This is a genomic window from Proteus sp. FME41 (genome assembly GCF_014897315.1).
Taxonomy (GTDB): Bacteria; Pseudomonadota; Gammaproteobacteria; order Enterobacterales; family Enterobacteriaceae; genus Proteus.
In genome coordinates, this window is the sequence record NZ_JABUYL010000010.1 from 57,047 (window position 1) to 82,621 (window position 25,575).

Below are 25,575 nucleotides of genomic sequence, written 5' to 3' on the forward strand. Positions count from 1 at the left end.
GATTGTTTATTCAATTTTTCTTTTTTAATTACATTGTCTCTTAAAGGCTCGCAAACTGAATGCGTACATTGAACCAACTCAAGCCAAATACACTAACTCGCCTATATGCCCTGTTTCTTCTTTTTATGGTCATATCGCTTTTTCTATACGCTTACAGTTATTTTGATACTTGGCTAGAAAGTAAAAAGAATGCTATTAACAACACAACCCACAAATTTACTTTGCAAGTTGAAGATTACCGTTATCACTCTAATCAACTTTTCCAGTTATCGAATAAAGTAGCCGATACGGCGACCTTCCCTTTTTTGCGTATTAATCCAATAAAATTACGTTCTGATGTATTTTGGCTTGAAGGGCGAGATCAAACCGTAGATACCATTATATTTGGCAAACCTAATGAACAAACATTTCAGTTAGCCCGACGATTTGCAAACTCACTCGAAATTCTTTGGGGTGTGCGTAATGACTACAGTTCTCTTTATTACCTTAATGGTAAAGGGAATGATCTTATTTTAATTACAACCCACTCGGTGCTTAAACCCGAGATTCGTTACAAAGAAAGTTATTTGACATTGACGGCTGAAAATAAACGCTCTGAACTGTTAATGCAATCAACCGCATTGGATGAAAAAGAGAGCCTTTCACCTATCAGGAAGATGTCTACAGAAAATATCTATTACTATACTTACCGCATTATGTTTAATGTGCCAGGTCAACTTACCAGTGTGGTGGCTTTTGATTTACCTATTAATAATTTCTTACCATCAGAGCTATCGCCTCACTATTTAAGATTACTTCCGACAGGGCAACAATCCGTTTACGATAAAAATAATATTGAAATATCAACCGATGGCACTTCCCTGATTTTTTCCCAGCCTATAGCGGGTATTCCCTATTCACTATCTTATGAATACCCCTTAAAATCGATGATTAAAGAAATTGCATACAAAAACATTTGGTTGCTAATTAGCCTTTTTGTTTTTGTTTCTATTTCTGTTTTTGGGCATATCTACATACGTAATAAGTATGTTTTTCCCTATATTTCAATGACACGTAATCTTCGAATCAAAGAAGAGATGACTAATGATATCATCTCAAACCTGCCGATAGGATTGTTAGTCTACAATTTCTCCTCTAACCATAAGATTATTAGTAATAGTCACGCCGAAAAATTATTACCTCATATTGATTTATCTAAGATCCGTCAAATGACGGTTGAGCATAATGGTTTAATCCAAACAGCTATCAATAATGAGATCTATGAAATTAGAACAAGTAATAATAGCAATATCGACAATACGTCATTATTCATATTTTTGAATAAAGATAATGAAGCATTAATCAATAAAAAATTACAACTTGCACAGCAAGAATATGAAAAAAACACCATGGCAAGGCGTAAAATTTTATCTAATATGTCATTAGAATTAATGCGCCCAATCAAAGATATAAATGAGATGGTTTATCAGTTCAAAGAGCTACTGCCTGAAAACATGCATCAACAATTGCTTAACTTATTATTAGAGAAAACAAATTACATTTCCGAATGGATAGAAAATATTACGTTAATTAATAAGTTAGAAAATCAAGAATGGAAAATTCATAAAGATGAATTTGAGCTTTCAACATTAGTTGAATCTATTCTGATAACAGCATCTCCGTTTATGATAAGAAAAGGCCTAACTCTTTATTTCCATAATAACATTAGACCTGGTTTACTTTTAATAAATGATGGCCCTGCATTAAGTAAGATTATTTTATCATTGATTAATTATGCTATTAGTACGACTAACTATGGAAAAATAACAGTTAATCTAAATTTAGCTAAAAATAAAGATAAAGAAGAAATACTTATTGATATTATTGATAGTGGAAGCGGATTGACACCACAAGATATCGCTAATATAAAATACCCATTCCTTGGACAAGCGATGGGCGATAAATATTATTCCAATTCTGGTATCATTTTTTATTTATGCCATTTATTGTGTAATAAAATACAGGGCGAGTTAACAATTAAAAGCCAAGAAAGTATTGGTTCTCATTTCAGAATCGCACTTCCATATCAGCATATAGATACGGAAGAACGAGGTTTTAGTGTATTATTAGAGGGCGTAAGCGCAAAACTCGCCATAAAAAACCCTGAAATAGGAAAAATCATCCGCCAACAGCTTGATAAATATGGCGCGACATACTTTGATAAAAATAAAGAGAATCTTTATCCCGAATACGATATCATACTTAAAGATACTCCGGATGATAATCCTGAGTCCCCAACAATATTATTAGTGAGCTCTATTGTTGGATTTGAAAAAATATCAAAAGATTTAATAAAGTGTAACTATAACTTCGGTGACCCTTTAATAGAGGCTATTACTTATTTAATAGAAGAAAATGAGTCATTTTCTCTAGATACAACTCAAACGAGTATTTTAGATGAAAATAATAACCTTGATAATTACGAAGTAATTCTTAATAATTATAGGAAGAAGTTGAATGGTAGTGATTATAAGGAACTATTTATCAATACTGTTCCTATTGATGTTGAAAAACTACACTTAGAAGCAACAAATAAAGACTTTCATTCTCTAGCCCAGACGGCTCATCGTCTAAAAGGGGTTTTTGCCATGTTAGATTTGGAATATCTCAGAGAAAGCTGTGAATATTTAGAGCATGACATAAAAAATCATAATGAATTAGAGATCAAAGAACGTATCACTCAACTGGACAAATGGATTCAACAGTTGCTGCAGCAAGGTAACAATTAAACATGAATAACCTTAATATTATTATTGCCGATGATCACCCAATTGTTTTATTCGGTATTCGTAAATCTTTAGAACAAATTGAATGGGTTAATGTTGTAGGCGAATTTGAAGATTCAACTTCACTTATCAATAACTTACCTAAGTTGAATGTCGATGCCTTAATTACTGACTTATCGATGCCTGGTGATAAGTATGGTGATGGCATTACACTCATTAAGTATATAAAAAGACATTATCCTAATTTGTCTATTATTGTACTGACCATGAATAACAACCCAGCAATTTTAGGTGCGGTACTTGATCTTGAGATTGAAGGTATCGTTCTTAAGCAAGGCGCGCCAACCGACCTGCCAAAAGCATTAGCTGCGTTGCAAAAAGGCAAGAAATTTATGCCTGAAAGTGTCGCGAAGCTACTTGAGAAAGTGAATGCAAATGGCTATGGCGACAAGCGTTTGTCACCAAAAGAAAGTGAAGTGCTGAGACTATTTGCTGAAGGCTTTCTCGTTACCGAGATTGCAAAAAAACTTAATCGCAGTATTAAAACGATTAGTAGCCAGAAAAAATCAGCGATGATGAAATTGGGTGTTGATAACGATATTGCACTGCTCAATTACTTATCATCAGTCACTATTGATAAGGAAATTAACGGCCCAGATTAATCTAATCCGAGTTACCGTTAGTTGTACCAATAAAACCAGGAAGCTCAATCTATATGAGAGCTTCTTTGTTTTTGTTTCTCAACTTCTATTTAAGTTCTCCTTTTTCATCTCCTCGCTCTCAATCTTCATTTCATAAGCGTTTTTATAAGTAGCAGAATGCTCAGCTCTTTTACATTTGTTTAGTCTAGCTACCGCTCTACAATAACCACTAAACTGCATTAGCTGGGGCTTTTTTCTTTATCATAAAATGGAGTTTTAAGCGACTTAGGTACAAAAAATAAAAAGGACTACTCAACTAGTCCTTTTTATTTACTCGTTAATGATGACTATTTAACGCTATTCTTTGGGAATATATCCCATCAGTACTTCTCTTAAGACAGAAAGGGAGACAGGCTTAGATACGCAGTCATTCATTCCTGCATCGATACAGCGTTGCTTCTCTTCTGCAATAGCGTTAGCCGTCACACCAATCACTGGCATATCACTGCTCATTTGTCGTATGTGGGTTGCGAGCTGATAACCATTCATATTCGGCATATTGACGTCTGTCAGAATAATATCGACATGATTTTTCGCTAAATAATTTAGTGCATCACAACCGTCTTCTGCCGTTGCGGTATTAAAACCAATTTTTTTCAGTTGATCGGTCAACAATAAACGATTTATTGGGTGATCATCGACAATAAGAACGGTCAATGTTTTTAAGCCGCTATCTGTATTCAATGCAGACATCTCAGAATAACTTGTGTCTACTTTAATTTGCGGCAATTGTAGTATTATTTTCGTTAACTCGTTTAATTTATAAGTACTACATATCCATGTATTTTCTGCTATTTTTTTAGTCGGTTCAAAATAATGCTTATTGATCCTAATAAATTGGCAACTGTCTGTTTTCAGATAATCATAATCTGTAATAATAAAATCGCTTGAAGATAGCGTGACTTCTTCTGTTAACAATTCACAGCTCAAGCCAAAATAACGAAGATAACGTCGAACAAACCCTTCTAAATAGAGGTTATTAATATCAACAAAACAACGAATAGGGCTCCCTTTATAGATATCTTTTTTAGAAGCAAGATTATCCTTTTCTAACGCACCATAAAGTGGAATTCGTACAGTAAAACGGCTCCCAATATTTTCTTGTGAAACAACGCTGATATCACCATCCATTAAATTGATCAATTTTTCACAAATGGCTAAACCGAGTCCCGTACCTTCTGATGCACTTTCTGTATTTTGTGAAACTTGGAAAAAAGGTTCAAAAAGCTCATGCAGCGCCTTTTCACTAATACCTCGTCCTGTGTCGTGGATATCAAAGTACAGATAATATTCATCTTTATAAAGATGTAAGGTGATACACCCTGTTGTAGTAAATTTAATACTGTTATTCAAAAGATTAGAAATAACTTGCTGCACACGAACAGGGTCGCTATTTACAATTTTAGGGACATCGGGTTCGATAAAACAATAAATAGCTAAATCTTTTTTTGCGATAAGAGGTAAATAGTTAGAAATAACGAAAGAGAGCACTTGGCGACAATTAAATGGATTTATATCTATTTTTAACTGCTTGGATTCGATTTTTGAAAAATCAAGAATATCACTGATAATTTTTAGCAATAATGATGAAGAGTTATCCATTGTTTTTAATAATCGAGCCGTATCATCACTTTGTGCAAATGACTGTAATAACTCTAAATTACCAATAATACCATAAAGTGGGGTGCGTAATTCATGACTGACCGTGGCTAAGAACATTGATTTGGCTTGGTTAGCTTGCTCTGCTGCTGTGGCCATATTTTGCAGTGAACGCTCCATTTTAACGCGGGCACTAATATCGACTAATACACAAATAGCCACATCTTCATTTTGATAGCGTGAATTCACAAAACTAATTTGTAAATGATTACGGTTATTCGTTACCACATCGACCATATTGCTACTTTTTTCAGCAATAATAGACAGAATATTTTGCTTATCACTGTGGCTAAGCAAACGAAAATAGTTATGCGCTAATTCGTTACTTAAGATAATCATACCATCACGTATTCTAAGAATACTAATCCCAACAGGCGCAGATGCCACAATTTTATGGTTAAATTGCTCGTGCTCTTCTAAGCGAGAGGCATTATTTTCTGCCGGTGAAAATATTTTCTTCTCAAAAATCCAAACAAAAATAAAAATAAAAATGGCAGAAATAATATTTAAAATCAGTGCATTAAAAATAGTAAATTTAAATTCATTTAAAATTTGTTTAAGTGGTAATGAATACACCACACTAAAAGATGACGGTAATAATTTACGCTTAGCGACCAAATCACTGAAATCCTCATCAAAACCAAAATAAGGCGCACTCACATCAGGGACTTGTTTCACCGTACGATAATTATTTTCAGCAGGATAACTTAGGATCGTGGTATTTCTACTATTAAGAAGATGAATAGAAATAACTCTGTCTTTAGCTGGAGAGAAATATTCGAGGCGGATTGCTCTTTCAATCCCAATCAGACCAATAAATTTACCCGAAGCATAAACTGGTGACATAATATACAGTATGCCACTATCTCCTTTCGCATCTGGCACTATCCAATATTGGTTAACTTCTTTACCTTGCGCACGTTGATTAATGTAGTTCCGTGTATTTTCATACACCATTTTTTTCAACATCTCAGTATCAACAGGTGATGCGCGTAAAGGAAAATTAATCATACACATGCTGTGGGAACCCACCATAAAGACTTGGTTTATCCCTTGTAATGCAGGTGTGTTATCTTTCCAATAATATAAAATACTGTTAAATGAGCGAAAATAGTTGTTCGTTTGCCCTTTAAATAATTCACAATCTGCGTTGTCACTGAGTTTATGAAGTGAAAAAGGTCCTTCATAAAATAATGAGTTTTTAATGTTAGGGTTTAAATTGAGTTGTTCTTGGTGGCGTTCTGCGAGGTATTGTAAATCACGGATGGTACCCGAAGTTTGCCTAAAAAAACTAAGAAGATTCGTGTAGTTATTACTATACTCTTGCCGAATATCTGACTTAGTGTCATTGAAGATATTGATAAGGTAAAACATGGTTAACAATGCGCCCATCGCCCACAACATGATACCTAATACGCGAAAAAGGTAGCGGGAAATTTTTAACGATGTTTTAAAGGACGAGAGATATCTCAAACAACCACCCTAATCAATATACCTACGCATAAGAAACTTATTCTATTCTAGCAGAAGTTACTGTATGTCTGAATGATATGATCTTTATCATCAAGATAATTTTTTCCGATAATAAACTTATCTTACTACATAAAAAAAGCAGGCAATTATGCCTGCTTTTCTTTATTTATACATCACAATAATGATAAATATTATTCTTCGTCCACATCATCTGCTAAATCTGATTCAGGTTCTTCAGAAGCTGCTTCGTTAATAACCTCATTAACTTCATCATCATCTAATGCATCATCTTCATCTTCAACACGTTGCAAGCCAACAACTAACTCACCTTCTGTTGTACGAATTAAGGTAACACCTTGTGTATTACGTCCAACAATGCTGACTTCTGAAACACGTGTACGAACTAATGTACCCGCATTCGTAATCATCATAATCTGGTCAGTGTCTTCAACTTGAATAGCACCAACAACTTTACCGTTACGCTCACTGACTTTAATGGAGATAACGCCTTGAGTAGCACGATTCTTCGTTGGGTATTCACTTTGTGCAGTACGTTTACCATAACCATTTTCAGTTACGGTTAAGATATCACCATCACCACGAGGAATAATAAGTGAAACCACTTTATCGTCACCACTTAGTTTCATACCGCGAACACCTGTCGCAGTACGTCCCATTGGGCGAACACAATCTTCTGCAAAGCGAACAACTTTACCGTCAGCAGAGAACAGCATAACTTCATTTGTGCTATCGGTTAAATCAACACCGATTAATTCATCACCTTCATTTAAGTTGACGGCGATAATACCTGCACTACGAGGGCGGCTGAAATCTTGCAGAGGTGTTTTCTTCACTGTCCCGCTTGCCGTTGCCATAAAGACAAACTTACCTTCTTCATACTCTCTTACTGGTAAAATAGCCGTAATACGTTCATTTTGTTCAAGAGGTAATAAGTTGATAATTGGACGGCCACGAGCACCACGACTTGCTTCTGGTAACTGGTAAACTTTCATCCAGTAGAGGCGACCACGGCTTGAGAAGCATAAAATGGTGTCATGAGTGTTAGCCACCAGCAAGCGATCAATAAAGTCTTCTTCTTTAATTCTTGCTGCTGACTTACCTTTACCGCCACGGCGCTGTGCTTCGTAATCGGTAAGTGGTTGATATTTAACGTAACCCTGATGAGAAAGTGTAACAACCACATTTTCTTCATTGATAAGGTCTTCTATATTAATATCTGCTGTATTTTCAGTGATCTCAGTACGACGCGGATCGTTATATTGATCTTTAATCGCATTTAGCTCTTCACGAATAACTTCCATTAAACGTTCAGGGCTTCTTAAGATGTGCAGTAACTCAGCAATTTGAAGCAATAAATCACGGTATTCATCTAACAGTTTTTCATGTTCAAGGCCTGTTAGTTTCTGCAAACGCAGATCCAAAATAGCTTGAGCTTGTTGCTCTGTTAAATAGTATTTGCCTTCATGCACGCCATATTGTGGTTCTAACCATTCAGGACGAGCAACATTACTGTCGCCAGCACGTTCTAACATAGTAGAGACGCTACCTAAATCCCAAGGTTGTGCAATTAATGCCGCTTTCGCTTCTGCTGGGTTTGGTGCTTGACGGATCAGTTCAATAACTGGGTCAATATTTGCTAATGCAATCGCGAGCGCTTCTAAGATATGGGCACGATCACGCGCTTTACGTAATTCATAAATAGTGCGACGAGTAACAACTTCACGACGGTGACGAATAAAGGCAGAAATAATTTCTTTTAGGTTTAATAATTTTGGTTGTCCTTGATGAAGTGCAACCATATTAATACCAAAAGAAACCTGCATTTGTGTCTGTGAGAATAAGTGATTTAATACCACTTCACCCACTGCATCACGCTTGATTTCAACAACAATACGCATACCGTCTTTATCAGACTCATCGCGTAATCCGCTGATACCTTCAATACGTTTGTCTTTTACAAGCTCTGCAATTTTTTCAATTAAACGCGCTTTATTCACCTGATAAGGAATTTCCGTCACGATAATTGTTTCACGACTGGTTTTCTCATCAGTTTCAATATTGGCCTGAGCACGGATATAAATTTTTCCGCGACCAGTACGGTAGGCATCTAAAATTCCTCTGCGGCCGTTAATAATAGCGGCTGTCGGGAAGTCAGGCCCCGTAATATGTTCCATCAACTCTTCAATAGTGATGTCTTCGTTATCAACATAAGCAAGGCAGCCGTCGATAACTTCACCTAGATTATGTGGAGGAATGTTTGTTGCCATCCCTACCGCAATCCCTGAAGAACCATTCACTAGCAAGTTTGGAACACGGGTTGGCATCACTGCCGGGATATGTTCTGTTCCATCATAGTTAGGAACAAAATCAACCGTTTCTTTTTCCAAATCCGCCAGCAGTTCATGGGCGATTTTCGCCATACGAACTTCGGTATAACGCATTGCAGCCGCCGAGTCACCATCAACTGACCCGAAGTTACCCTGCCCGTCAACCAACATGTAGCGCATAGAAAAAGGCTGTGCTAAACGAACTATCGTTTCATAAACAGCACTGTCACCGTGCGGGTGATATTTACCGATAACATCCCCAACAACACGGGCTGATTTTTTATAAGGTTTATTCCAATCGTTTCCTAGTACATTCATCGCGAAAAGAACTCGGCGGTGTACTGGCTTCAGTCCGTCTCGAACATCGGGTAATGCGCGTCCTACAATAACAGACATCGCATAATCCAAATATGAGCTTTTCAGCTCTTCTTCGATATTAACTGGTGTGATTTCTCTGGCAATGTCGCTCATGGAGCCACTGTCCCTCATACTACGGATTCAAAGGTTTAGAACTATACCATAAATCGCCAATTTTGGGAAAAAGGAAACAACTAAATTAATGATCCTTTCGCTATTCTCTTCGATTTCACCGTCTAACGTTGGTAGAATCATAGCAATATGAAAATAGGAGTAATACTTTCTGATGAATGATAAAACAACCTCTTTACATGCGAACGTTGATCAGCATGAAATCGACAAATTTGAAAGCGTCGCATCACGGTGGTGGGATCTTGACGGTGAATTTAAACCACTCCACCGCATAAACCCACTTAGACTCAACTATATCCAAGAACGCGCTGATGGCTTATTTGGAAAAAAAGTCCTTGATGTCGGCTGTGGTGGCGGTATTTTATCTGAAAGTATGGCGTGCGTCGGTGCTGAAGTTACTGGACTTGATATGGGCACAGAGCCATTACAAGTTGCGCGCTTGCATTCACTGGAGTCCGGCATTCCAGTGACATACATTCAAGATACCGTTGAAAACCATGCAAATGACAATCCTCAGACCTATGATGTCGTGACGTGCATGGAGATGTTAGAGCACGTTCCTGATCCGTCTTCTGTAGTAAGAGCGTGTGCAAAGCTTGTTAAACCCGGTGGGCATGTTTTCTTCTCAACCATTAATCGCAATAAAAAAGCATGGCTAATGCTGGTGGTGGGTGCGGAGTATATTCTGAATATGGTACCTAAGGGCACACATGATGCTAATAAGTTTATTCGCCCATCAGAATTACTGAGTTGGGTCGATGAAACCGATTTGCGTAGCAAAAATATGATTGGTTTACATTATAACCCGATCACGGACAAATTCCGATTAGCGCCAAACGTTGATGTGAATTATATGGTGCACACACAATCGACACATAACTCGAATTCGTGAAACTGAAAGTTTGATTTGGTTTAATAAAACATCAAACGATCACATTTTTTAAAATTGACTTTACATCATTGTCACTTGAATTTGAGTTTCTTACTGCCTGTATTTATGCAGGGTACGGGCAGTTATTTAAAAAATTATCCCCTATTTATCCACAGAAACAATCCAATTTGTACACTTGATCAATCTCTCAATTACCTTTATCTTGTTATCACCATTTGAACTAACCCCTATATATTGTGTTTCCTTAAATTTCACACCACAAGGCTCCTTGACACTCATTGTCATCGGGAGCGTTTTTTTGCGGTATAAAATTTTAGGTAACACTAATGCAAGAAAGGTGCATCGCTCATGAATCACAGCCTGCTCGTCACAAAACGTGATGGTCATAAAGAACGCATTGACTTAGACAAAATTCACCGTGTTATCGCCTGGGCCGCGGAAGGCCTAGAAAATGTCTCTGTATCTCAAGTTGAATTACGTTCTCAGATTCAGTTTTATGATGGCATCAAAACTGCCGATATTCATGAAACACTGGTAAAAGCGGCTGCAGACTTAATTTCAGGTGAAACCCCTGATTATCAATATCTTGCTGCTCGTCTTGCCGTATTTAACTTACGTAAAAAAGCCTATGGTCAATTTGAGCCACCGACACTGTATGATCACGTTAAAAAGTTAGTTGATTTAGGCAAATACGATCGTCATCTTCTTGAAGATTACACCCCAGAAGAATTTGAACAGATGAATAATTTTGTTGTTCATCAACGTGATATGAATTTCTCCTATGCTGCGGTTAAACAACTAGAAGGTAAATACTTCGTCCAAAACCGTATTACGGGTGAGATTTACGAAAGCGCACAATTTTTATATGTTTTAGTCGCAGCTTGCTTGTTCTCGCGTTACCCACAAGCAACCCGTATGGACTATATTGAACGTTTTTATAATGCGATTTCCACCTTTAAAATCTCATTACCAACGCCAATTATGGCGGGAGTCAGAACACCAACACGTCAATTTAGCTCTTGTGTGTTAATCGAGTGCGACGATAGCCTCGACTCTATCAATGCAACATCAAGTGCTATTGTGAAATATGTTTCTCAACGTGCAGGTATTGGTATTAATGCGGGTCGTATTCGTGCATTAGGCAGTGCTATCCGTAACGGTGAAGCCTTCCACACAGGGTGTATTCCTTTCTACAAACACTTCCAAACCGCGGTAAAATCTTGCTCGCAAGGTGGTGTTCGTGGTGGTGCAGCAACACTGTTCTATCCATTATGGCATTTAGAAGTTGAAAGCCTGCTGGTACTAAAAAATAACCGGGGTGTTGATGATAACCGTGTTCGTCATTTAGACTACGGTGTGCAATTAAATAAATTAATGTATGAGCGTTTAATCAAAGGTCAAGATATTACCTTATTTAGCCCTTCTGATGTCCCAGGCTTATACGATGCATTCTTTGCGGATCAAGATAAATTTGAAAGCTTATATGTACAATATGAGAAAGATAAAAGCATCCGCCAAAAACAAGTTAAAGCGGTTGAGCTGTTCTCATTGATGATGCAAGAACGCGCCTCAACAGGTCGTATCTATATTCAAAACGTTGACCATTGTAATACGCACAGCCCATTTGATCCGTCAGTTGCTCCTATTCGTCAATCAAATCTATGTTTAGAGATTGCACTGCCAACTAAACCATTAAATGATATTAAAGATCCTAATGGTGAAATTGCACTGTGTACATTATCTGCATTTAATTTAGGTGCCATTGAAAACCTTGATGATTTAGAAGAGCTTGCGCGTTTAGCCGTTCGTTCACTTGATGCACTATTAGATTACCAAGATTATCCAATTTTAGCGGCTAAACAAGGCGCTATGGGTCGTCGTACATTAGGTATTGGTGTGATTAACTTTGCTTATTATTTAGCAAAACACGGCGTTCGCTACTCAGACGGCAGTGCAAACAACTTAACTCACCGTGCATTTGAAGCAATTCAATACTATTTATTAAAAGCCTCTAATGAATTAGCGAAAGAACAAGGCGCATGTCCATGGTTTAATGAAACCACCTACGCTGAAGGTATTTTGCCTATCGATACCTATAAAAAATCATTGGATGTACTGACAAAAGAACCTCTGCATTATGATTGGGAAGGTTTACGTAAAGACATTAAAGAATACGGTTTACGTAACTCAACACTGTCTGCACTGATGCCATCAGAAACGTCTTCGCAAATTTCAAATGCAACAAATGGTATCGAACCACCTCGTGGTTATATCAGTATTAAAGCCTCTAAAGACGGTATCTTACGTCAAGTGGTTCCTGAGTATGAGCGTTTGAAAGGCGCTTATGAATTACTGTGGCAAATGCCAAGTATTGAAGGTTACTTGCAGTTAGTCGGTATTATGCAAAAATTTGTTGACCAAGCAATTTCTGCGAACACTAACTACGATCCTACTCGTTTCCCTAGCGGTAAGGTTCCAATGAACCAACTGCTAAAAGATTTGCTGCTCGCTTACAAATATGGTGTAAAAACACTTTATTATCACAATACCCGCGATGGTGCAGATGATGTACAGGGTGATCTGGAAGAAGTCATTGAGACAGAAGATTCAGATTGTGAAGGCGGCGCGTGTAAAATTTAATTGAGGAAGCTATGTCCTATACTACTTTTTCACAAGTTAAAAATGATCAACTTCAGGAGCCCATGTTTTTTGGGCAGCCTGTTAACGTGGCGCGTTATGATCAGCAAAAATACCCTATTTTTGAAAAGCTAATTGAAAAACAACTCTCTTTCTTCTGGCGTCCAGAAGAGGTGGACGTTTCTCGTGATCGCATTGACTACAATGCATTGCCTGATCATGAAAAACATATTTTTATTAGTAATTTAAAATATCAAACATTACTGGATTCAATTCAAGGCCGAAGCCCTAACGTGGCATTTCTACCTTTAATTTCGATCCCAGAGTTAGAAACATGGGTTGAGACATGGTCATTTTCTGAAACCATTCACTCACGCTCTTATACTCATATTATTCGTAATATTGTTAACGATCCCTCTGTCGTCTTTGATGATATCGTTGAAAATGAAGAAATCTTAAAACGTGCGCGTGATATTTCTTCTTACTACGATGAGCTAATAAGATTAACCAACCTTTATCACATGTATGGCGAAGGCGATCATCATGTGAAAGGCAAAACCGTTAATGTCACTTTACGCAAATTAAAGAAACAACTTTATCTGTGTATCATGAGCGTTAATGCGTTAGAAGCTATTCGTTTCTATGTCAGCTTTGCCTGCTCATTCGCCTTTGCTGAACGTGAATTAATGGAAGGCAACGCTAAAATCATTAAATTGATCGCTCGTGATGAAGCGCTGCACTTAACCGGCACACAGCATATGCTGAATTTACTGCGTTCAGGTCAAGATGATCCTGAAATGGCAGAAATTGCTGCTGAGTGTGAACAAGCATGTTATGACCTGTTTGTAGAGGCCGCGGAGCAAGAAAAAGAGTGGGCTGAATACCTGTTCTCTGAAGGCTCAATGATTGGTTTAAATAAAGAAATCCTCTGCCAATATGTCGAATACATTACCAATATTCGTATGCAAGCTGTGGGTCTAAAATTACCGTTTAAAGCTCGCTCTAACCCTATTCCATGGATTAACGCATGGTTAGTATCTGATAATGTTCAAGTTGCGCCTCAAGAAGTTGAAGTTAGTTCTTATCTTGTAGGTCAAATCGACTCACAAGTAGATACTGACGACTTAAGTAGCTTTGAACTGTAATACTGAGAGATAACACTGATTCGTTATGGCATCTCATAAAGTGACCCTGCATCAGCAGGGTCTTTCAACCCCATTAGAATTTCATACTGATACCCATCCTTCTTTGCTTGATGCACTAGAACAAGGGAACGTTGAAATCGAATATCAATGTCGTGAAGGTTATTGTGGCTCTTGCCGTTTACGCTTAGTAAAAGGTAAAGTTTGCTATCGCACAGAACCTTTAGCCTTTATCCAACCTGATGAAATCTTACCTTGTAGTTGCCACCCTATAAGTGACATTGAAATAGAAATTTGCTCTACATAATTTGAATTATCTTAATTTGGGCTTTTCTCCTAACACTCTTGTTTATTTTTGACTAAAGTTAAATTAACACAATAAAAAAAGGAAAAGCGCTATGAAATTAAAGTCTATTTTCTCAGTCATTGCTATTTCTACATCAATTCTGCTCGTTGCAGGTTGTTCAAGCCCACAAAAAATAGAAACAGTAAATGGGGAAACGATTTTAACAACAGATAGACCCCAAGAAGATGAAAAAACTGGATTAATTACCTATAAAGATGCAGAAACTGGGCAATTGAAACAAATTAATCGTGATCAGATAAGAAGAATGGTAGAGCTTGACGATTAATATCTTTATTAATCTTCTCATCAGAACGCCAATTAATATGTATTAGTTGGCGTTTTTTTATGCTCCAAACCTCTTAGTGTAAACATAACATTACGCTATACGTAATTAAAATTTGACAGAGATTTGCCATTCTTATACCCTGCTTTAATATAAATAAAATAGTCTAGTGAACAGAGGATTTTGTGAAAAATCGCACTATAGGTAGTGTTTTTATTGTTGCAGGAACAACAATTGGGGCTGGCATGTTAGCAATGCCACTGGCTGCGGTTGGCATTGGTTTTAGTACCATCATGCTATTACTCGTAGGGTTGTGGCTATTAATGAGTTATACCGCGCTGCTGCTAGTGGAAGTTTATCAATACAACGATCCGCATACTGGCCTTGGCTCTATTGCTAAACGTTACCTTGGTGTAGGTGGTCAGGTGATCACTGGACTTGCATTATTATTATTAATGTATGCATTAACCACTGCTTATATTAGCGGCGCGGGTGAATTACTCTCAGCCACACTCTCTTCTTGGATTGGTCATGAACTCTCTGTCACACAAGGTATTATTCTCTTCACTGTGATTGGTGGGGCTGTAGTCGGTGTTGGTACCACATCGGTTGATATCATTAACCGTTTGCTGTTTACAGCGAAAGTCTTTTTCCTCATTTTTATGCTAGTTGTGATGCTACCTCACGTTGAAAGCGTCAATTTAACGTCAATGCCGGTTGCTCACGCACTGATTCTTTCTGCTATTCCTGTTATTTTTACTTCGTTTGGTTTTCACGGTAGCGTGCCAAGTATTGTCAGTTATATGAACGGCGATATAAAAAAATTACGTCTTATCTTTATTATTGGTAGTGCAATCCCGCTTGTTGCCTACATTTTATGGCAAATCGCCACATTAGGTGCAATTCCAACAGATACTTTTATGGGAATAATGGCTCAACAATCTGGCTTAAATGGACTTCTTACTGCTATTCGTGATGTTGTTGCTACACCTCGCGTCAATATTGCAGTAAACCTTTTTGCTGCATTAGCCTTAGCCACATCATTCCTTGGTGTTGCACTCGGCTTATTTGATTATCTTGCTGATCTGTTTAAACGCAGTAATCGTGTAACGGGTCGGATGCAATCAAGTTTATTAACATTTATTCCACCGTTGCTTTGCGCCCTTTACTTTCCCAACTTTGTACAAGCATTAGCGTACGCTGCTATTGCGTTATCTATTTTAGCATTGTTACTTCCTGCCTTATTAGTCTGGAAAGTTAGACAAGAACAACAACATACTGATAAATATAAAGTGAAAGGTGGAAAAGGTGCATTAGCAGTTGTATTTACTTGTGGTTTAGTCGTCATTGGTATTCAAATTGCCATTACTTTTGGTGCGTTACCTCAAGTCGGCTAATCAACCGCCCTCAAGTACAATCTATAAAAAAGCAGGTGCTGATCCTTCAACACCTGCTTTTTATTTAATGTGATATTAGGTTTTCTATCTTAAAAACGTAAACCTGCACCAACGTAGAAACCATCAGCTAATTTATTATTGCTTCTGTTATGTGAGTTTTCGATTTCAATCACACGATAACCCGCATTCACATGTAAAGGTTTAAATACCGTTAATTGTGCGCCTACATCAGCTTCATAATAAGATTTGCTACCAGAGGTTAATCCTTCAGGAGACGCATAAGCTTCGCCATAAACACTTAAAGACGGTAGGACATCCCAATTAAGTCCAACGCCTCCCGCTAAAGCAGCACCATCATCACCATTCTTAGGGGATAGATAGAGTGCTTTACCTCCCACACTGGCTGAAAAAGGCCCTAAAGGTAGAGCAAATTTTGCCCCTAAACTACCTAATTGACCATCATGATCACTACGAGCCCAGTTACCATTAAATGAAAGACCCGCATTAGGATTACCTAATCCCGCACGAACATCCGTATAATGCTCACCTGCTTGAATATTCATTGATACCGCATTGGCATTTGCCGCCATAAATAATGTACTTATAGCGCCAACCAACAAATATTTTTTCATTGTTATTACTCCAGCAAATAATTGTCCTAACTTATAATTATACAACAAATTTATTAAACAAATTTAGCAATAATTGAAAGCTAATCTGTAGAATTTTCAATCTATGTAAATAAGTTACGTCTATCAATGTTATTGGTCTAATTGGTTTTATTAATGAGTTTAATGTTGCTAAAGTGGAATTGCAGTCAAGATTAACCATAATAAGTATAAGGCTGTTCGCTTCGTTTTATTCACACATGCTATTTTTTAGAACGTTTACTATTTCATAAACTGGAGATATGTGATGGAAAAGAAAAAGCTAACAACGGCGTCTGGCGCACCTGTTGTAGACAATAATAACTCAATGACCGCAGGCCCTCGAGGCCCAATGTTACTTCAAGATGTCTGGTTTCTAGAAAAACTGGCTCACTTTGATCGTGAAGTTATTCCTGAAAGACGTATGCACGCAAAAGGCTCAGGCGCTTTTGGTACATTTAAAGTTACTCACGATATAACACAATATACTCGTGCTAAAATTTTCTCTAAAGTGGGTAAAAAAACAGAAATGTTTGCTCGCTTTTCAACCGTCGCTGGTGAAAGAGGTGCCGCAGACGCAGAGCGTGATATTCGTGGTTTTGCGTTAAAATTTTACACCGAAGAAGGTAACTGGGATATGGTGGGTAACAACACCCCTGTTTTCTATCTTCGTGATGCCCTGAAATTCCCTGACTTGAACCACGTTGTAAAACGTGATCCTAAAACTAACCTACGCAATATGGCATACAAATGGGATTTCTTCTCTCATTTACCAGAAGCATTACATCAATTAACCATTGATATGAGCGATCGTGGTTTACCACAAAGCTATCGTTTTGTTCACGGTTTTGGTAGCCATACCTACAGCTTTATTAATAAAGATAATGAGCGTTTTTGGGTTAAATTCCACTTCCGTTGCCAACAAGGTATTAAAAACTTGATGGATGACGAAGCACAAACCCTCGTAGGTAAAGACAGAGAAAGCTCACAACGTGATTTATTTGATGCTATTGAACGCGGTGATTTCCCACGCTGGAATTTACAAATTCAAATCATGCCTGAAAAAGAAGCGTCAACAGTCCCTTATAATCCTTTCGATTTAACTAAAGTATGGCCACATGCGGATTACCCATTAATTGATGTGGGTTATTTTGAATTAAACCGCAACCCCGAAAACTATTTTTCGGATGTAGAACAAGCTGCCTTTAGCCCAGCTAATATTGTTCCAGGGATTGGATTCTCTCCAGATAAAATGTTACAAGGTCGCCTATTCTCTTATGGCGATGCTCACCGTTATCGTTTAGGTGTTAATCATCATCAGATCCCAGTGAATGCGCCACAATGCCCATTCCATAATTATCATCGTGACGGCGCAATGCGTGTTGATGGTAATAGTGGCAGCGGTATTACTTACGAGCCAAATAATGGCGGTATGTTCCAAGAACAGCCTAATTTTAAAGAACCTCCATTATCTATCGAAGGTGCGGCAGATCACTGGAACCATCGTGAAGACGAAGATTATTTCAGCCAACCTCGTGCGCTATATGAATTACTGAGTGATGAAGAGCATCAACGTATGTTTGCTCGTATTGCAGGCGAATTAATCCAAGCAAGTAAAGATACACAAAAACGCCAAATTGCCTTATTTAAGAAAGTCCATCCTGAATATGGCGCAGGCGTTGAAAAAGCAATGAAAGCATTAGCCAAAAAAGACACTAAATAACCGTATAATAAGAAGCCTTGTGAGCACTCGGCAAAAATAATAAGGCGCCTTCGGGCGCCTTTCTTTATTTCTAATAATCTTTGGGATTTATTGTTATTAAAATAAATTATCAGGAGTATGAATTCATCGAATTAAGTTTAATGACTATTTTGAAATTCTTCGGCTCGCCGCTCTAATTCTGCCATATAAGAAGTTTTTGCTTTTTCATGTCCATCTGGTGACATAATACCAATAATTTGTATATTGTCGTAATTCAGCCAATGTCTTGAAAAAACGAGATAATGATTTGAATGCCTGTCGATTTGTGGTTTTTTTTTCTTCCAAGAAGGCTCTGAAGGCAATCGAATATGAAGCTTATAAACAAATGAGCCACACAACCTTGAATTACCTTCCCATTGACCTTCATTTCCAAATCTATCTGGTAATATTCCAGTGTTTTTCCAGTTTTCTATTGCTTTAGCATATTTATTGGCTATTTCTGGCATCTCTACATCAGCATGTACATTTACAACACAAACCATCCGGACTACTCCATGTCAACAACTCCAACTTTACGATGTTCAGCTATAATCCAAGCGCTGACTTCATCTTGATCTGGCATATCAACTAATTGAACCGTTTTTTCGGGCGTTGAACATTGCTCAATGCACGATAAGATGTCTCGCAAAATAAATTCGCCCTGAGCCACAACTCGACCAAACTGAAGTAAGCTTGTTTTATATTTGGCTTGTTGTTCTAAGTTGTCTGGAAATAAATTATAGATATTGTTTCCACTCATGACGTGCTGTACAGCAGATTTAATTTGCGCATGACGTTCTAATCCATTGATACACAAATGTTTTACTTGCGCAAGATTAGTAAAAAGAGGGCCTTTACCTCTATTTTTCCGTTTCTCTTTCATCGAATCGAGTAGAATGCGTTGCTGTATATTGATGTTATTAAGATATTCAGAGGCTTCATCTAAAGGTAAGAAAATTTGACTATGAGGCAATTCAAACCCCAATGCTGTTGTTTTTTCTTGCTTATCCTGTTTTTCAACAGTCGTTATCGTATGAAGTGGAATACTCTTTGCAGGTACGGGAGCAAGTGAAGCCATTAAGCTTGTTGTAATCGTGGCTATCGCTAACTGAGTTGTTTTTTTCGTCATCTGAACTCCATATTAACGGAATTATTCTATTCCGAAGTATTACCCTTGCATCCATTGTCTATTTTATGCCCATCATTTTAACTACGATAAGCATAGATTCAAATCACTTTTATCTACGCTTTACATTAGAAATAGAATTTTGAGAGGAGGCTCGATAAATGCATTAATATTATTTCAACATTTGCCCTTTCACCCATTCTTGCACTTGTTTACGAGAGATTTTAATTCCGCCATTTTTAAGGCTTTCAGGGAGTTGTAAACAAGCAACGGGTCGTTGAAATCCAGCTAATCGAGAGTGATACCACTGTGGTAATTGATTGATTATTTCAATAGCAGCATCCACAACTGCGACTGGACGCTGCCCGAATTCAGCATCATCAAGAGGGACAATAAAAGATTGGCTTACACTTGGGTGCATATTGAGGATCTTTTCTATATCTTCTGGTTGAATACCTTCGCCAGCACTGAAAAAAAGATTATCTAAACGACCTAAAACACACCATTCATCAGCGATGAAACCGCCTTTATCTCGCGTTGAATACCAACCATCCGCAGTGAGTGATAACGGTTTTAATGCACCGTCAGACCAATAACCCAGCGCGATACTATTAGATAAAATTTGCAGTTCATCATCTACTAATCTAACGTCTTTGCCTTTTAATGGAAGCCCAACACCTGCTTTACCATCAGCACGCTTGGCACAAACCGTCGAGGCCATTTCCGTCATACCATAACCGCACCAACATTGAATTCCCCAATGTTCTGCTTCTTGTGTTAGCTCAATAGGGATCATGGCTCCCCCTAATAGAACAGATTTTAAGGTAATAGGTCGTTGATTTTTATGTTGCGTTCTACTTTGTAAGAAGCGCCATAGCTGTGTGGGCACTAAAGAGGCATGTGTACAACCTTGCAATGCATCCACAAATGGGTGCATTTCACGTACCACCAGCGTTGCTCCACGTAATAACCAACGCCAAAATATACCTTGTCCTGATACATGAAATAGAGGCAAAGAAAGTAACCAACTATCCCCTTTTTCAAAAGGCATTAATGACAAAACACCCATTGCGCTACAAAAATGCGCATCAAAGGTGTGTATCGCGGCTTTGGGTAAACCTGATGAGCCTGATGTCAAAATAAGTGTTGCCATACGAGATGGCGCCCATAAGACATCATTTACTTTTTGAGTGTTATATTGACGTGATGTGCTATCTAGCTCAATACCACTAAAATCAAGTAATGTCGCATTCAAATCTAGTGGCGTTTCACTCAAATCAGCATAAAAATCGATACCTAAATGAGGCAATAATTCATTAAGTAAAGATGTTGGAAGTTGTGGATTTAAAGGTAACACCTTAGCGCCACATTGAAAAACAGCAAGTAATACAAAAACAAGATTGAGGTGATTTTTTCCACGCAATAACACTGTACTTTGTGTATCAACACCTTGTTTAACAAAATTATCCGCTAACTGATTGACATGACAACTTAGTTGTTGCCATGTGATAGGCGAAACACCTGAAATGATGGCCGTTTCATTTGGGGTTAATTGTGCCCAGTGATTCCACGGCCATTGATTAAATGGCACTACTGTTGCCATACTATTTCTAGCTGTTCAAGCGAGATAAGCGGAATGTCTACATCAGGCCAAGGACGAATAAGCTGTTGCTTTATTAAATCAACAGTATCTAGTCCTGGAATACTATTCGGTGTCAGCCATTGCGCAATTCTTGCTAATTGAGTCAGCCCAAAGCTGCTTTCAATACTTGAACTGATAATGGCGTCTAATCCTAAAGCATGTGCCTGCTCAACAAGCGATTGACAGCGTTCAAGACTTCCCACCAGCGTAGGTTTAATAACAATCGTACTAACACCAGGCTGTGGTTTTATTTCAAATCCATCATCTCGAACTGTTTCATCCCAAGCAATATCAATCCCTGTTGCCATTGAAAAAGCGAGTGATTCTTCAGGCGTTTTACACGGCTCTTCTAAAAACGCAATACGATCTCGCCATTGTGGATTAACATACTTAGCAAAACTTTCTGCTTTCGCTGGTGTCCAGCTTCTGTTGGCATCGAGTCTTAGTTTTAAGTCAGGAATAGCTTCTAATAACAGATTGACCACAATTCCATCTCGTACCGCTTCATATAAACCGACCTTGATTTTAGCGACTTTTTCACCGTCCATATCATTAAGGCTTAAAATCAAATCATCTGGATCGCCGTTACATAAAGGTGCTACACGATAATTTGCCTCTTGTGGCAATGAGCCTTCAAGCTCAGCTAATGCACAACTGATACCAAAAGCCACACTTGGCAGTTCACTGTGCTCTGGGTTTTCACCTGCACACCATGCTGTTAACCAAGATTGTGCTGACACTTGTGCTTGTTCTAAAGTTTCACGGCTAAATTCAGGAAGAGGTGAAATTTCACCCCATCCTTGTTTGCCATTTTGCTCTAAACAGACAAGAAAGCCATCACGCGTTTTTAGCCTTTGATAGCGCAGAACAACACCTGCATCTACAGGGAGGCTGAATGAATAGAGTTTGGCGTTTCGCATTATGGATTACGTTTAAATTTAGTGAAGTCAGGTTGACGTTTTTCGTTAAAGGCATTGCGTCCTTCTTGACCTTCATCAGTCATGTAGAACAGCATGGTCGCATTGCCCGCTAATTCTTGAAGACCTGCTTGTCCATCACAATCCGCATTTAATGCTGCTTTTAGGCAACGCAATGCCATTGGACTGTTTTCCAGCATTTCACGACACCAACGCACAGTTTCTTTTTCAAGATCGGCATAAGGGACAACCGTATTCACTAATCCCATGTCTAGTGCTTCTTTGGCATCATATTGACGACATAAGAACCAGATTTCACGGGCTTTCTTTTGACCCACAATGCGTGCCATATAAGAAGCACCCCACCCCCCATCAAACGAACCCACTTTAGGACCAGTTTGACCGAAAATGGCGTTATCAGCAGCAATAGTTAAGTCACACATCATATGAAGTACATGACCACCACCAATAGAATACCCCGCAACCATGGCGACGATAGGCTTTGGGCATGTCCGGATTTGACGTTGAAAATCTAATACATTCAGGTGATGCGTACCACTATCATCACGATATCCGCCGTAGTCACCACGAATTTTTTGATCCCCCCCCGCACAGAATGCTTTCTCGCCTGCCCCTGTTAAAATAATGGTACCAATTCCATCATCATAACGAGCATCAGCTAATGCTTGGATCATCTCTTTCACTGTCAAAGGACGGAAAGCATTACGCACTTGCGGGCGGTTAATCGTAATTTTAGCAATGCCATCGACAGACTTATGGTAGAGGATATCTTCAAAATCGCCTGAACAATCTTGCCATTCTATCGGTGCATATAACTTTTCTTCGCTCGGGTAAAGCATAATTAGGTTCCTTTAACCAAAGAGGGATAAAACATGATTTATCACCGCAGCATAAACAACTGGTTGTGCCTGATGGGCATTATGACCTGCATGCGGGATAGTCGTTAAGGGTAGCGAATATTGTTGCGCTATCGCTTGAAATTTTTGATCTTTTTCACCACAAAGCCAAATAAAAGGCAGGGTGAGTTGCTGTAATTGTGGCACTAACCAAGGTTGGTTACCTAAAGAAAGTGTTTCTAGGCTTTCAGCAATACCAAAACCCGCATTACAGCAACGTTTATCAACAAGTAATTGCCGTTTTTCATCACTTAAATCGGCAAATACAGGCTGTTGATACCATTGAGTTAATACGTCACAAATAGGTTCATCACGAAACCGTTCAGCCCAATGTTTATCATGAGCAATACGGTTTTCTCTTTCTGTTACATCGCATAACCCAGGGTTTCCACCTTCAACAATCAACCCTGATAATCCAGTCGTATCGCCAAAACAGGCATGATACATCGCAATTCGGCCACCTAAAGAGTAGCCAATTAGCCAGTAGTGATCGATCCCCTGCTTTTTGAGTGTCTCTGTTATCAATGCACTGACATCAACAAAATTTTTTACACTGATAGAAGTGGAATCACCATGGCGAGGTAAATCAATCACAAGTGATGGATATTCATGGCAAGCCTTAATTACAGGCTCCCATTCACAACCTTCACCTAATAACCCATGTAACCAAACCAACCAAGGCCCTTCATTATGGGTATTATATCGCTGACATGCTAAAGTCATGAGATGTTACCTGTTTTACAAGCTGATTTAACGTTTTTGCACCCTCAGTATCATCAACAATTAATTCAATTAATGTGGTTGTTGGTGTTCCTGCCCAGCATGCTTGAACTGTGGTTAACAGTGCATCCCAACTTTTTGGGGATACATAATGCAAGCCAAACATGGCGGCTGCATGTTTGAAATTTAACGAATGAGGCATGCAATAAAAACGTGCTCGCTCTGCCTCTGGTGTTGGTAGCATAGAGAATATTTGCCCACCATTATTATTCACCACAATAATAACATTAGGCGCATAAACTTGCTGATGTAGCGCTAAGCTATTTAAGTCATACAGTGCTGACAAATCACCTAATATCGTTAATGTTGGCTTTTTCGTTGCACGATGAACACCTGCAGACGTTGAAATTAAGCCATCAATTCCGCTGGCACCGCGGTTACTCATCACAGGGTAGCCTTGAGGCAGTTGAGCAAATGCATCAATTAATCTGACTATCAGACTATTGCCAACAAATAACTGTCCATCATTAGGAAGTAATTTATCTAATTGGTGCGCAACCTGTGCTTCACCGAAATAATCCGTTATTTCACTGACTTTCTGGTAGGTTTGTTTGGCTATATTAGCTAATGCATTTGTCCACGGTGAATTATCAATCGCAGGATGTGCCGTTAACCACTGCATAGGTGGTAATGTAAATTTCTCACCTTGATGATGACCAGGATCTAAGCGTCCCGGAATAGGATCAATAATCCAATACGCCTTAGGAGAGCACCCTACTTGCCATTGCAATAAACGCTTACCGGTTAAACTTGAGCCAAATTGAATAACAATTTCAGCATTATTTAATTCTGATTTTGCTTGTGAGTTATTCAACCATAAATCGGCACAAGGTAGTGGTTGCCCCGTTTGAGATAATACATCACCTAATAAAGGCCAACCTAATTGCGAAGCCCATTTTGCAACTTCAACCCCCTCTTCTGGGCTAATACGCCCTGCAATAACCACACCTTTTTTCTGCCGTAATTCATTCCACAGAAGATGGGGTGTTACTGCGGTAAAAAGGGTTTCTTGTAACCATGGTTTATCACTTCCCCACCAATCACCTAAAGCCTCTGTCCAAGGAGTTGATGTCTCAACATCATCACCATATAAAGGTTCAGCAAAAGGACAATTAACATGTAATGCACCGTGAACCAATGTATTCATGGCATTATCAAGAGTAGACACTAACCAGCTTGCAGAAATATCTACTGTTGGCCTTGGTAAAGAGAGAGTTTGCGAAGGATGCGTTGCAAAAATACCTTGCTGGCGGATAGCTTGGTTTGCACCGCAATCAATTAATTCAGGTGGTCGATCTGCGGTTAAAAAAATAACACGCTCCCCTGTTAATCCCGCTTCAATTAATGCCGGATACAAATTAGCGACAGCGGTACCCGATGTCACAATCACCGCAACAGGATCTTTGGTTGCTTTTGCGAGTCCCAACGCTAAATGTCCAAGCCCACGTTCATCAAAATGCGTATGACATATTAATTTTTGATTAGCGGCGGCCGCAAGTGTTAAAGGAGTCGAACGTGATCCGGGTGCAATACAGATATGGCGTAAACCATGACGAGTCAAAGTTTCGAGTATAACTTTAGCCCATTGGCGATTAAACGAACTATTAGACATTGATCATCCCAACAACGAAAACCAGCAATTGCTATTATAATATCTATTCCTAAATACTTTT

At 38.5% G+C, this 25,575-nt stretch carries 19 protein-coding genes; 9 read left to right on the forward strand and 10 right to left on the reverse strand.

Annotation, left to right across the window (positions count from 1 at the left end; translation table 11 throughout):
- The first annotated feature begins 59 nt into the window (after nt 1-59).
- Together rcsD and rcsB are read left to right on the forward strand one after the other, a co-directional pair.
- Nucleotides 60-2,768 (forward strand): phosphotransferase RcsD, encoded by a 2,709-nt coding sequence (rcsD, locus tag INT04_RS10765; protein ID WP_193016135.1) that lies wholly within the window; start codon nt 60-62, stop codon nt 2,766-2,768.
- A 2-nt stretch (nt 2,769-2,770) separates the two neighbouring features.
- Nucleotides 2,771-3,427, forward strand: coding sequence for a response regulator transcription factor RcsB (gene rcsB / locus INT04_RS10770; protein ID WP_193016136.1), 657 nt, complete (start codon nt 2,771-2,773; stop codon nt 3,425-3,427).
- 336 nt (nt 3,428-3,763) lie between these two features.
- Here the strand turns inward: rcsB and rcsC are convergent, their stop codons facing one another.
- Both rcsC and gyrA read right to left on the reverse strand, forming a co-directional pair.
- Entirely contained in the window at nt 3,764-6,598 is a 2,835-nt protein-coding gene (gene rcsC / locus INT04_RS10775; RefSeq protein ID WP_193016137.1) for a two-component system sensor histidine kinase RcsC, read from the reverse strand.
- Nucleotides 6,599-6,789: 191 nt separating this feature from the next.
- Nucleotides 6,790-9,417, reverse strand: a complete 2,628-nt coding sequence (gene gyrA, locus INT04_RS10780) for a DNA topoisomerase (ATP-hydrolyzing) subunit A (RefSeq protein ID WP_193016138.1) — start codon at nt 9,415-9,417, stop codon at nt 6,790-6,792.
- A 172-nt stretch (nt 9,418-9,589) separates the two neighbouring features.
- Between gyrA and ubiG the strand changes: the two genes are divergently transcribed.
- The 6 genes from ubiG to tyrP all read left to right on the forward strand — a co-directional run bounded on the left by ubiG (nt 9,590) and on the right by tyrP (nt 16,132).
- Nucleotides 9,590-10,327, forward strand: a complete 738-nt coding sequence (ubiG, locus tag INT04_RS10785; RefSeq protein ID WP_193016139.1) for a bifunctional 2-polyprenyl-6-hydroxyphenol methylase/3-demethylubiquinol 3-O-methyltransferase UbiG — start codon at nt 9,590-9,592, stop codon at nt 10,325-10,327.
- A 348-nt stretch (nt 10,328-10,675) separates the two neighbouring features.
- On the forward strand, nt 10,676-12,967 hold the full coding sequence (gene nrdA / locus INT04_RS10790; protein WP_193016140.1) for a class 1a ribonucleoside-diphosphate reductase subunit alpha: 2,292 nt from the start codon (nt 10,676-10,678) through the stop codon (nt 12,965-12,967).
- Nucleotides 12,968-12,978: 11 nt separating this feature from the next.
- Complete coding sequence (nrdB, locus tag INT04_RS10795) at nt 12,979-14,109, forward strand: class Ia ribonucleoside-diphosphate reductase subunit beta (RefSeq protein WP_193016141.1); 1,131 nt, start codon at nt 12,979-12,981, stop codon at nt 14,107-14,109.
- Nucleotides 14,110-14,134: 25 nt separating this feature from the next.
- Nucleotides 14,135-14,413 (forward strand): class I ribonucleotide reductase maintenance protein YfaE, encoded by a 279-nt coding sequence (gene yfaE, locus INT04_RS10800; protein WP_226894070.1) that lies wholly within the window; start codon nt 14,135-14,137, stop codon nt 14,411-14,413.
- 91 nt (nt 14,414-14,504) lie between these two features.
- A complete protein-coding gene (locus tag INT04_RS10805) occupies nt 14,505-14,738 on the forward strand; it encodes a YgdI/YgdR family lipoprotein (protein ID WP_193016142.1) in 234 nt (77 codons plus the stop codon).
- 182 nt (nt 14,739-14,920) lie between these two features.
- Complete coding sequence (tyrP, locus tag INT04_RS10810; protein WP_193016143.1) at nt 14,921-16,132, forward strand: tyrosine transporter TyrP; 1,212 nt, start codon at nt 14,921-14,923, stop codon at nt 16,130-16,132.
- 89 nt (nt 16,133-16,221) lie between these two features.
- Here the strand turns inward: tyrP and INT04_RS10815 are convergent, their stop codons facing one another.
- Nucleotides 16,222-16,764: a YfaZ family outer membrane protein gene (locus INT04_RS10815; RefSeq protein ID WP_193016144.1), complete on the reverse strand. Its 543-nt coding sequence runs from the start codon at nt 16,762-16,764 to the stop codon at nt 16,222-16,224.
- Nucleotides 16,765-17,047: 283 nt separating this feature from the next.
- On the opposite strand from INT04_RS10815, the gene INT04_RS10820 reads away from it, so the two are divergent.
- A complete protein-coding gene (locus tag INT04_RS10820; RefSeq protein ID WP_193016145.1) occupies nt 17,048-18,502 on the forward strand; it encodes a catalase in 1,455 nt (484 codons plus the stop codon).
- A 137-nt stretch (nt 18,503-18,639) separates the two neighbouring features.
- Here the strand turns inward: INT04_RS10820 and INT04_RS10825 are convergent, their stop codons facing one another.
- The 7 genes from INT04_RS10825 to menD all read right to left on the reverse strand — a co-directional run bounded on the left by INT04_RS10825 (nt 18,640) and on the right by menD (nt 25,514).
- Entirely contained in the window at nt 18,640-19,023 is a 384-nt protein-coding gene (locus tag INT04_RS10825) for a type II toxin-antitoxin system YafO family toxin (protein ID WP_193016146.1), read from the reverse strand.
- Nucleotides 19,024-19,028: 5 nt separating this feature from the next.
- On the reverse strand, nt 19,029-19,649 hold the full coding sequence (locus INT04_RS10830; protein ID WP_193016147.1) for an iron-sulfur cluster assembly scaffold protein SufA: 621 nt from the start codon (nt 19,647-19,649) through the stop codon (nt 19,029-19,031).
- 169 nt (nt 19,650-19,818) lie between these two features.
- Entirely contained in the window at nt 19,819-21,249 is a 1,431-nt protein-coding gene (gene menE / locus INT04_RS10835; protein WP_193016148.1) for an o-succinylbenzoate--CoA ligase, read from the reverse strand.
- Nucleotides 21,237-22,208 (reverse strand): o-succinylbenzoate synthase, encoded by a 972-nt coding sequence (menC, locus tag INT04_RS10840; protein WP_193016149.1) that lies wholly within the window; start codon nt 22,206-22,208, stop codon nt 21,237-21,239. Before menC ends, menE begins: the two co-directional genes overlap by 13 nt.
- On the reverse strand, nt 22,208-23,065 hold the full coding sequence (menB, locus tag INT04_RS10845; protein WP_193016150.1) for a 1,4-dihydroxy-2-naphthoyl-CoA synthase: 858 nt from the start codon (nt 23,063-23,065) through the stop codon (nt 22,208-22,210). Before menB ends, menC begins: the two co-directional genes overlap by 1 nt.
- Nucleotides 23,066-23,077: 12 nt before the next feature.
- Nucleotides 23,078-23,845, reverse strand: coding sequence for a 2-succinyl-6-hydroxy-2,4-cyclohexadiene-1-carboxylate synthase (gene menH, locus INT04_RS10850; RefSeq protein WP_193016151.1), 768 nt, complete (start codon nt 23,843-23,845; stop codon nt 23,078-23,080).
- Nucleotides 23,820-25,514, reverse strand: a complete 1,695-nt coding sequence (gene menD, locus INT04_RS10855) for a 2-succinyl-5-enolpyruvyl-6-hydroxy-3-cyclohexene-1-carboxylic-acid synthase (RefSeq protein ID WP_193016152.1) — start codon at nt 25,512-25,514, stop codon at nt 23,820-23,822. The genes menH and menD overlap by 26 nt, the downstream gene beginning before the upstream one ends.
- Between the last annotated feature and the right edge of the window lie 61 nt (nt 25,515-25,575).

What these genes read in the sequence shown, in the direction of transcription:
- menB (WP_193016150.1), bottom strand. Translation starts at nt 23,065, where the DNA reads ATGCTTTACCCGAGCGAAGAAAAGTTATATGCACCGATAGAATGGCAA.
- yfaE (WP_226894070.1), top strand. Translation starts at nt 14,135, where the DNA reads ATGGCATCTCATAAAGTGACCCTGCATCAGCAGGGTCTTTCAACCCCA.
- ubiG (WP_193016139.1), top strand. Translation starts at nt 9,590, where the DNA reads ATGAATGATAAAACAACCTCTTTACATGCGAACGTTGATCAGCATGAA.
- INT04_RS10815 (WP_193016144.1), bottom strand. Translation starts at nt 16,764, where the DNA reads ATGAAAAAATATTTGTTGGTTGGCGCTATAAGTACATTATTTATGGCG.
- nrdA (WP_193016140.1), top strand. Translation starts at nt 10,676, where the DNA reads ATGAATCACAGCCTGCTCGTCACAAAACGTGATGGTCATAAAGAACGC.
- rcsD (WP_193016135.1), top strand. Translation starts at nt 60, where the DNA reads ATGCGTACATTGAACCAACTCAAGCCAAATACACTAACTCGCCTATAT.
- menD (WP_193016152.1), bottom strand. Translation starts at nt 25,514, where the DNA reads ATGTCTAATAGTTCGTTTAATCGCCAATGGGCTAAAGTTATACTCGAA.
- rcsB (WP_193016136.1), top strand. Translation starts at nt 2,771, where the DNA reads ATGAATAACCTTAATATTATTATTGCCGATGATCACCCAATTGTTTTA.
- INT04_RS10820 (WP_193016145.1), top strand. Translation starts at nt 17,048, where the DNA reads ATGGAAAAGAAAAAGCTAACAACGGCGTCTGGCGCACCTGTTGTAGAC.
- INT04_RS10830 (WP_193016147.1), bottom strand. Translation starts at nt 19,649, where the DNA reads ATGACGAAAAAAACAACTCAGTTAGCGATAGCCACGATTACAACAAGC.
- INT04_RS10805 (WP_193016142.1), top strand. Translation starts at nt 14,505, where the DNA reads ATGAAATTAAAGTCTATTTTCTCAGTCATTGCTATTTCTACATCAATT.
- menC (WP_193016149.1), bottom strand. Translation starts at nt 22,208, where the DNA reads ATGCGAAACGCCAAACTCTATTCATTCAGCCTCCCTGTAGATGCAGGT.
- nrdB (WP_193016141.1), top strand. Translation starts at nt 12,979, where the DNA reads ATGTCCTATACTACTTTTTCACAAGTTAAAAATGATCAACTTCAGGAG.
- INT04_RS10825 (WP_193016146.1), bottom strand. Translation starts at nt 19,023, where the DNA reads ATGGTTTGTGTTGTAAATGTACATGCTGATGTAGAGATGCCAGAAATA.
- gyrA (WP_193016138.1), bottom strand. Translation starts at nt 9,417, where the DNA reads ATGAGCGACATTGCCAGAGAAATCACACCAGTTAATATCGAAGAAGAG.
- menE (WP_193016148.1), bottom strand. Translation starts at nt 21,249, where the DNA reads ATGGCAACAGTAGTGCCATTTAATCAATGGCCGTGGAATCACTGGGCA.
- menH (WP_193016151.1), bottom strand. Translation starts at nt 23,845, where the DNA reads ATGACTTTAGCATGTCAGCGATATAATACCCATAATGAAGGGCCTTGG.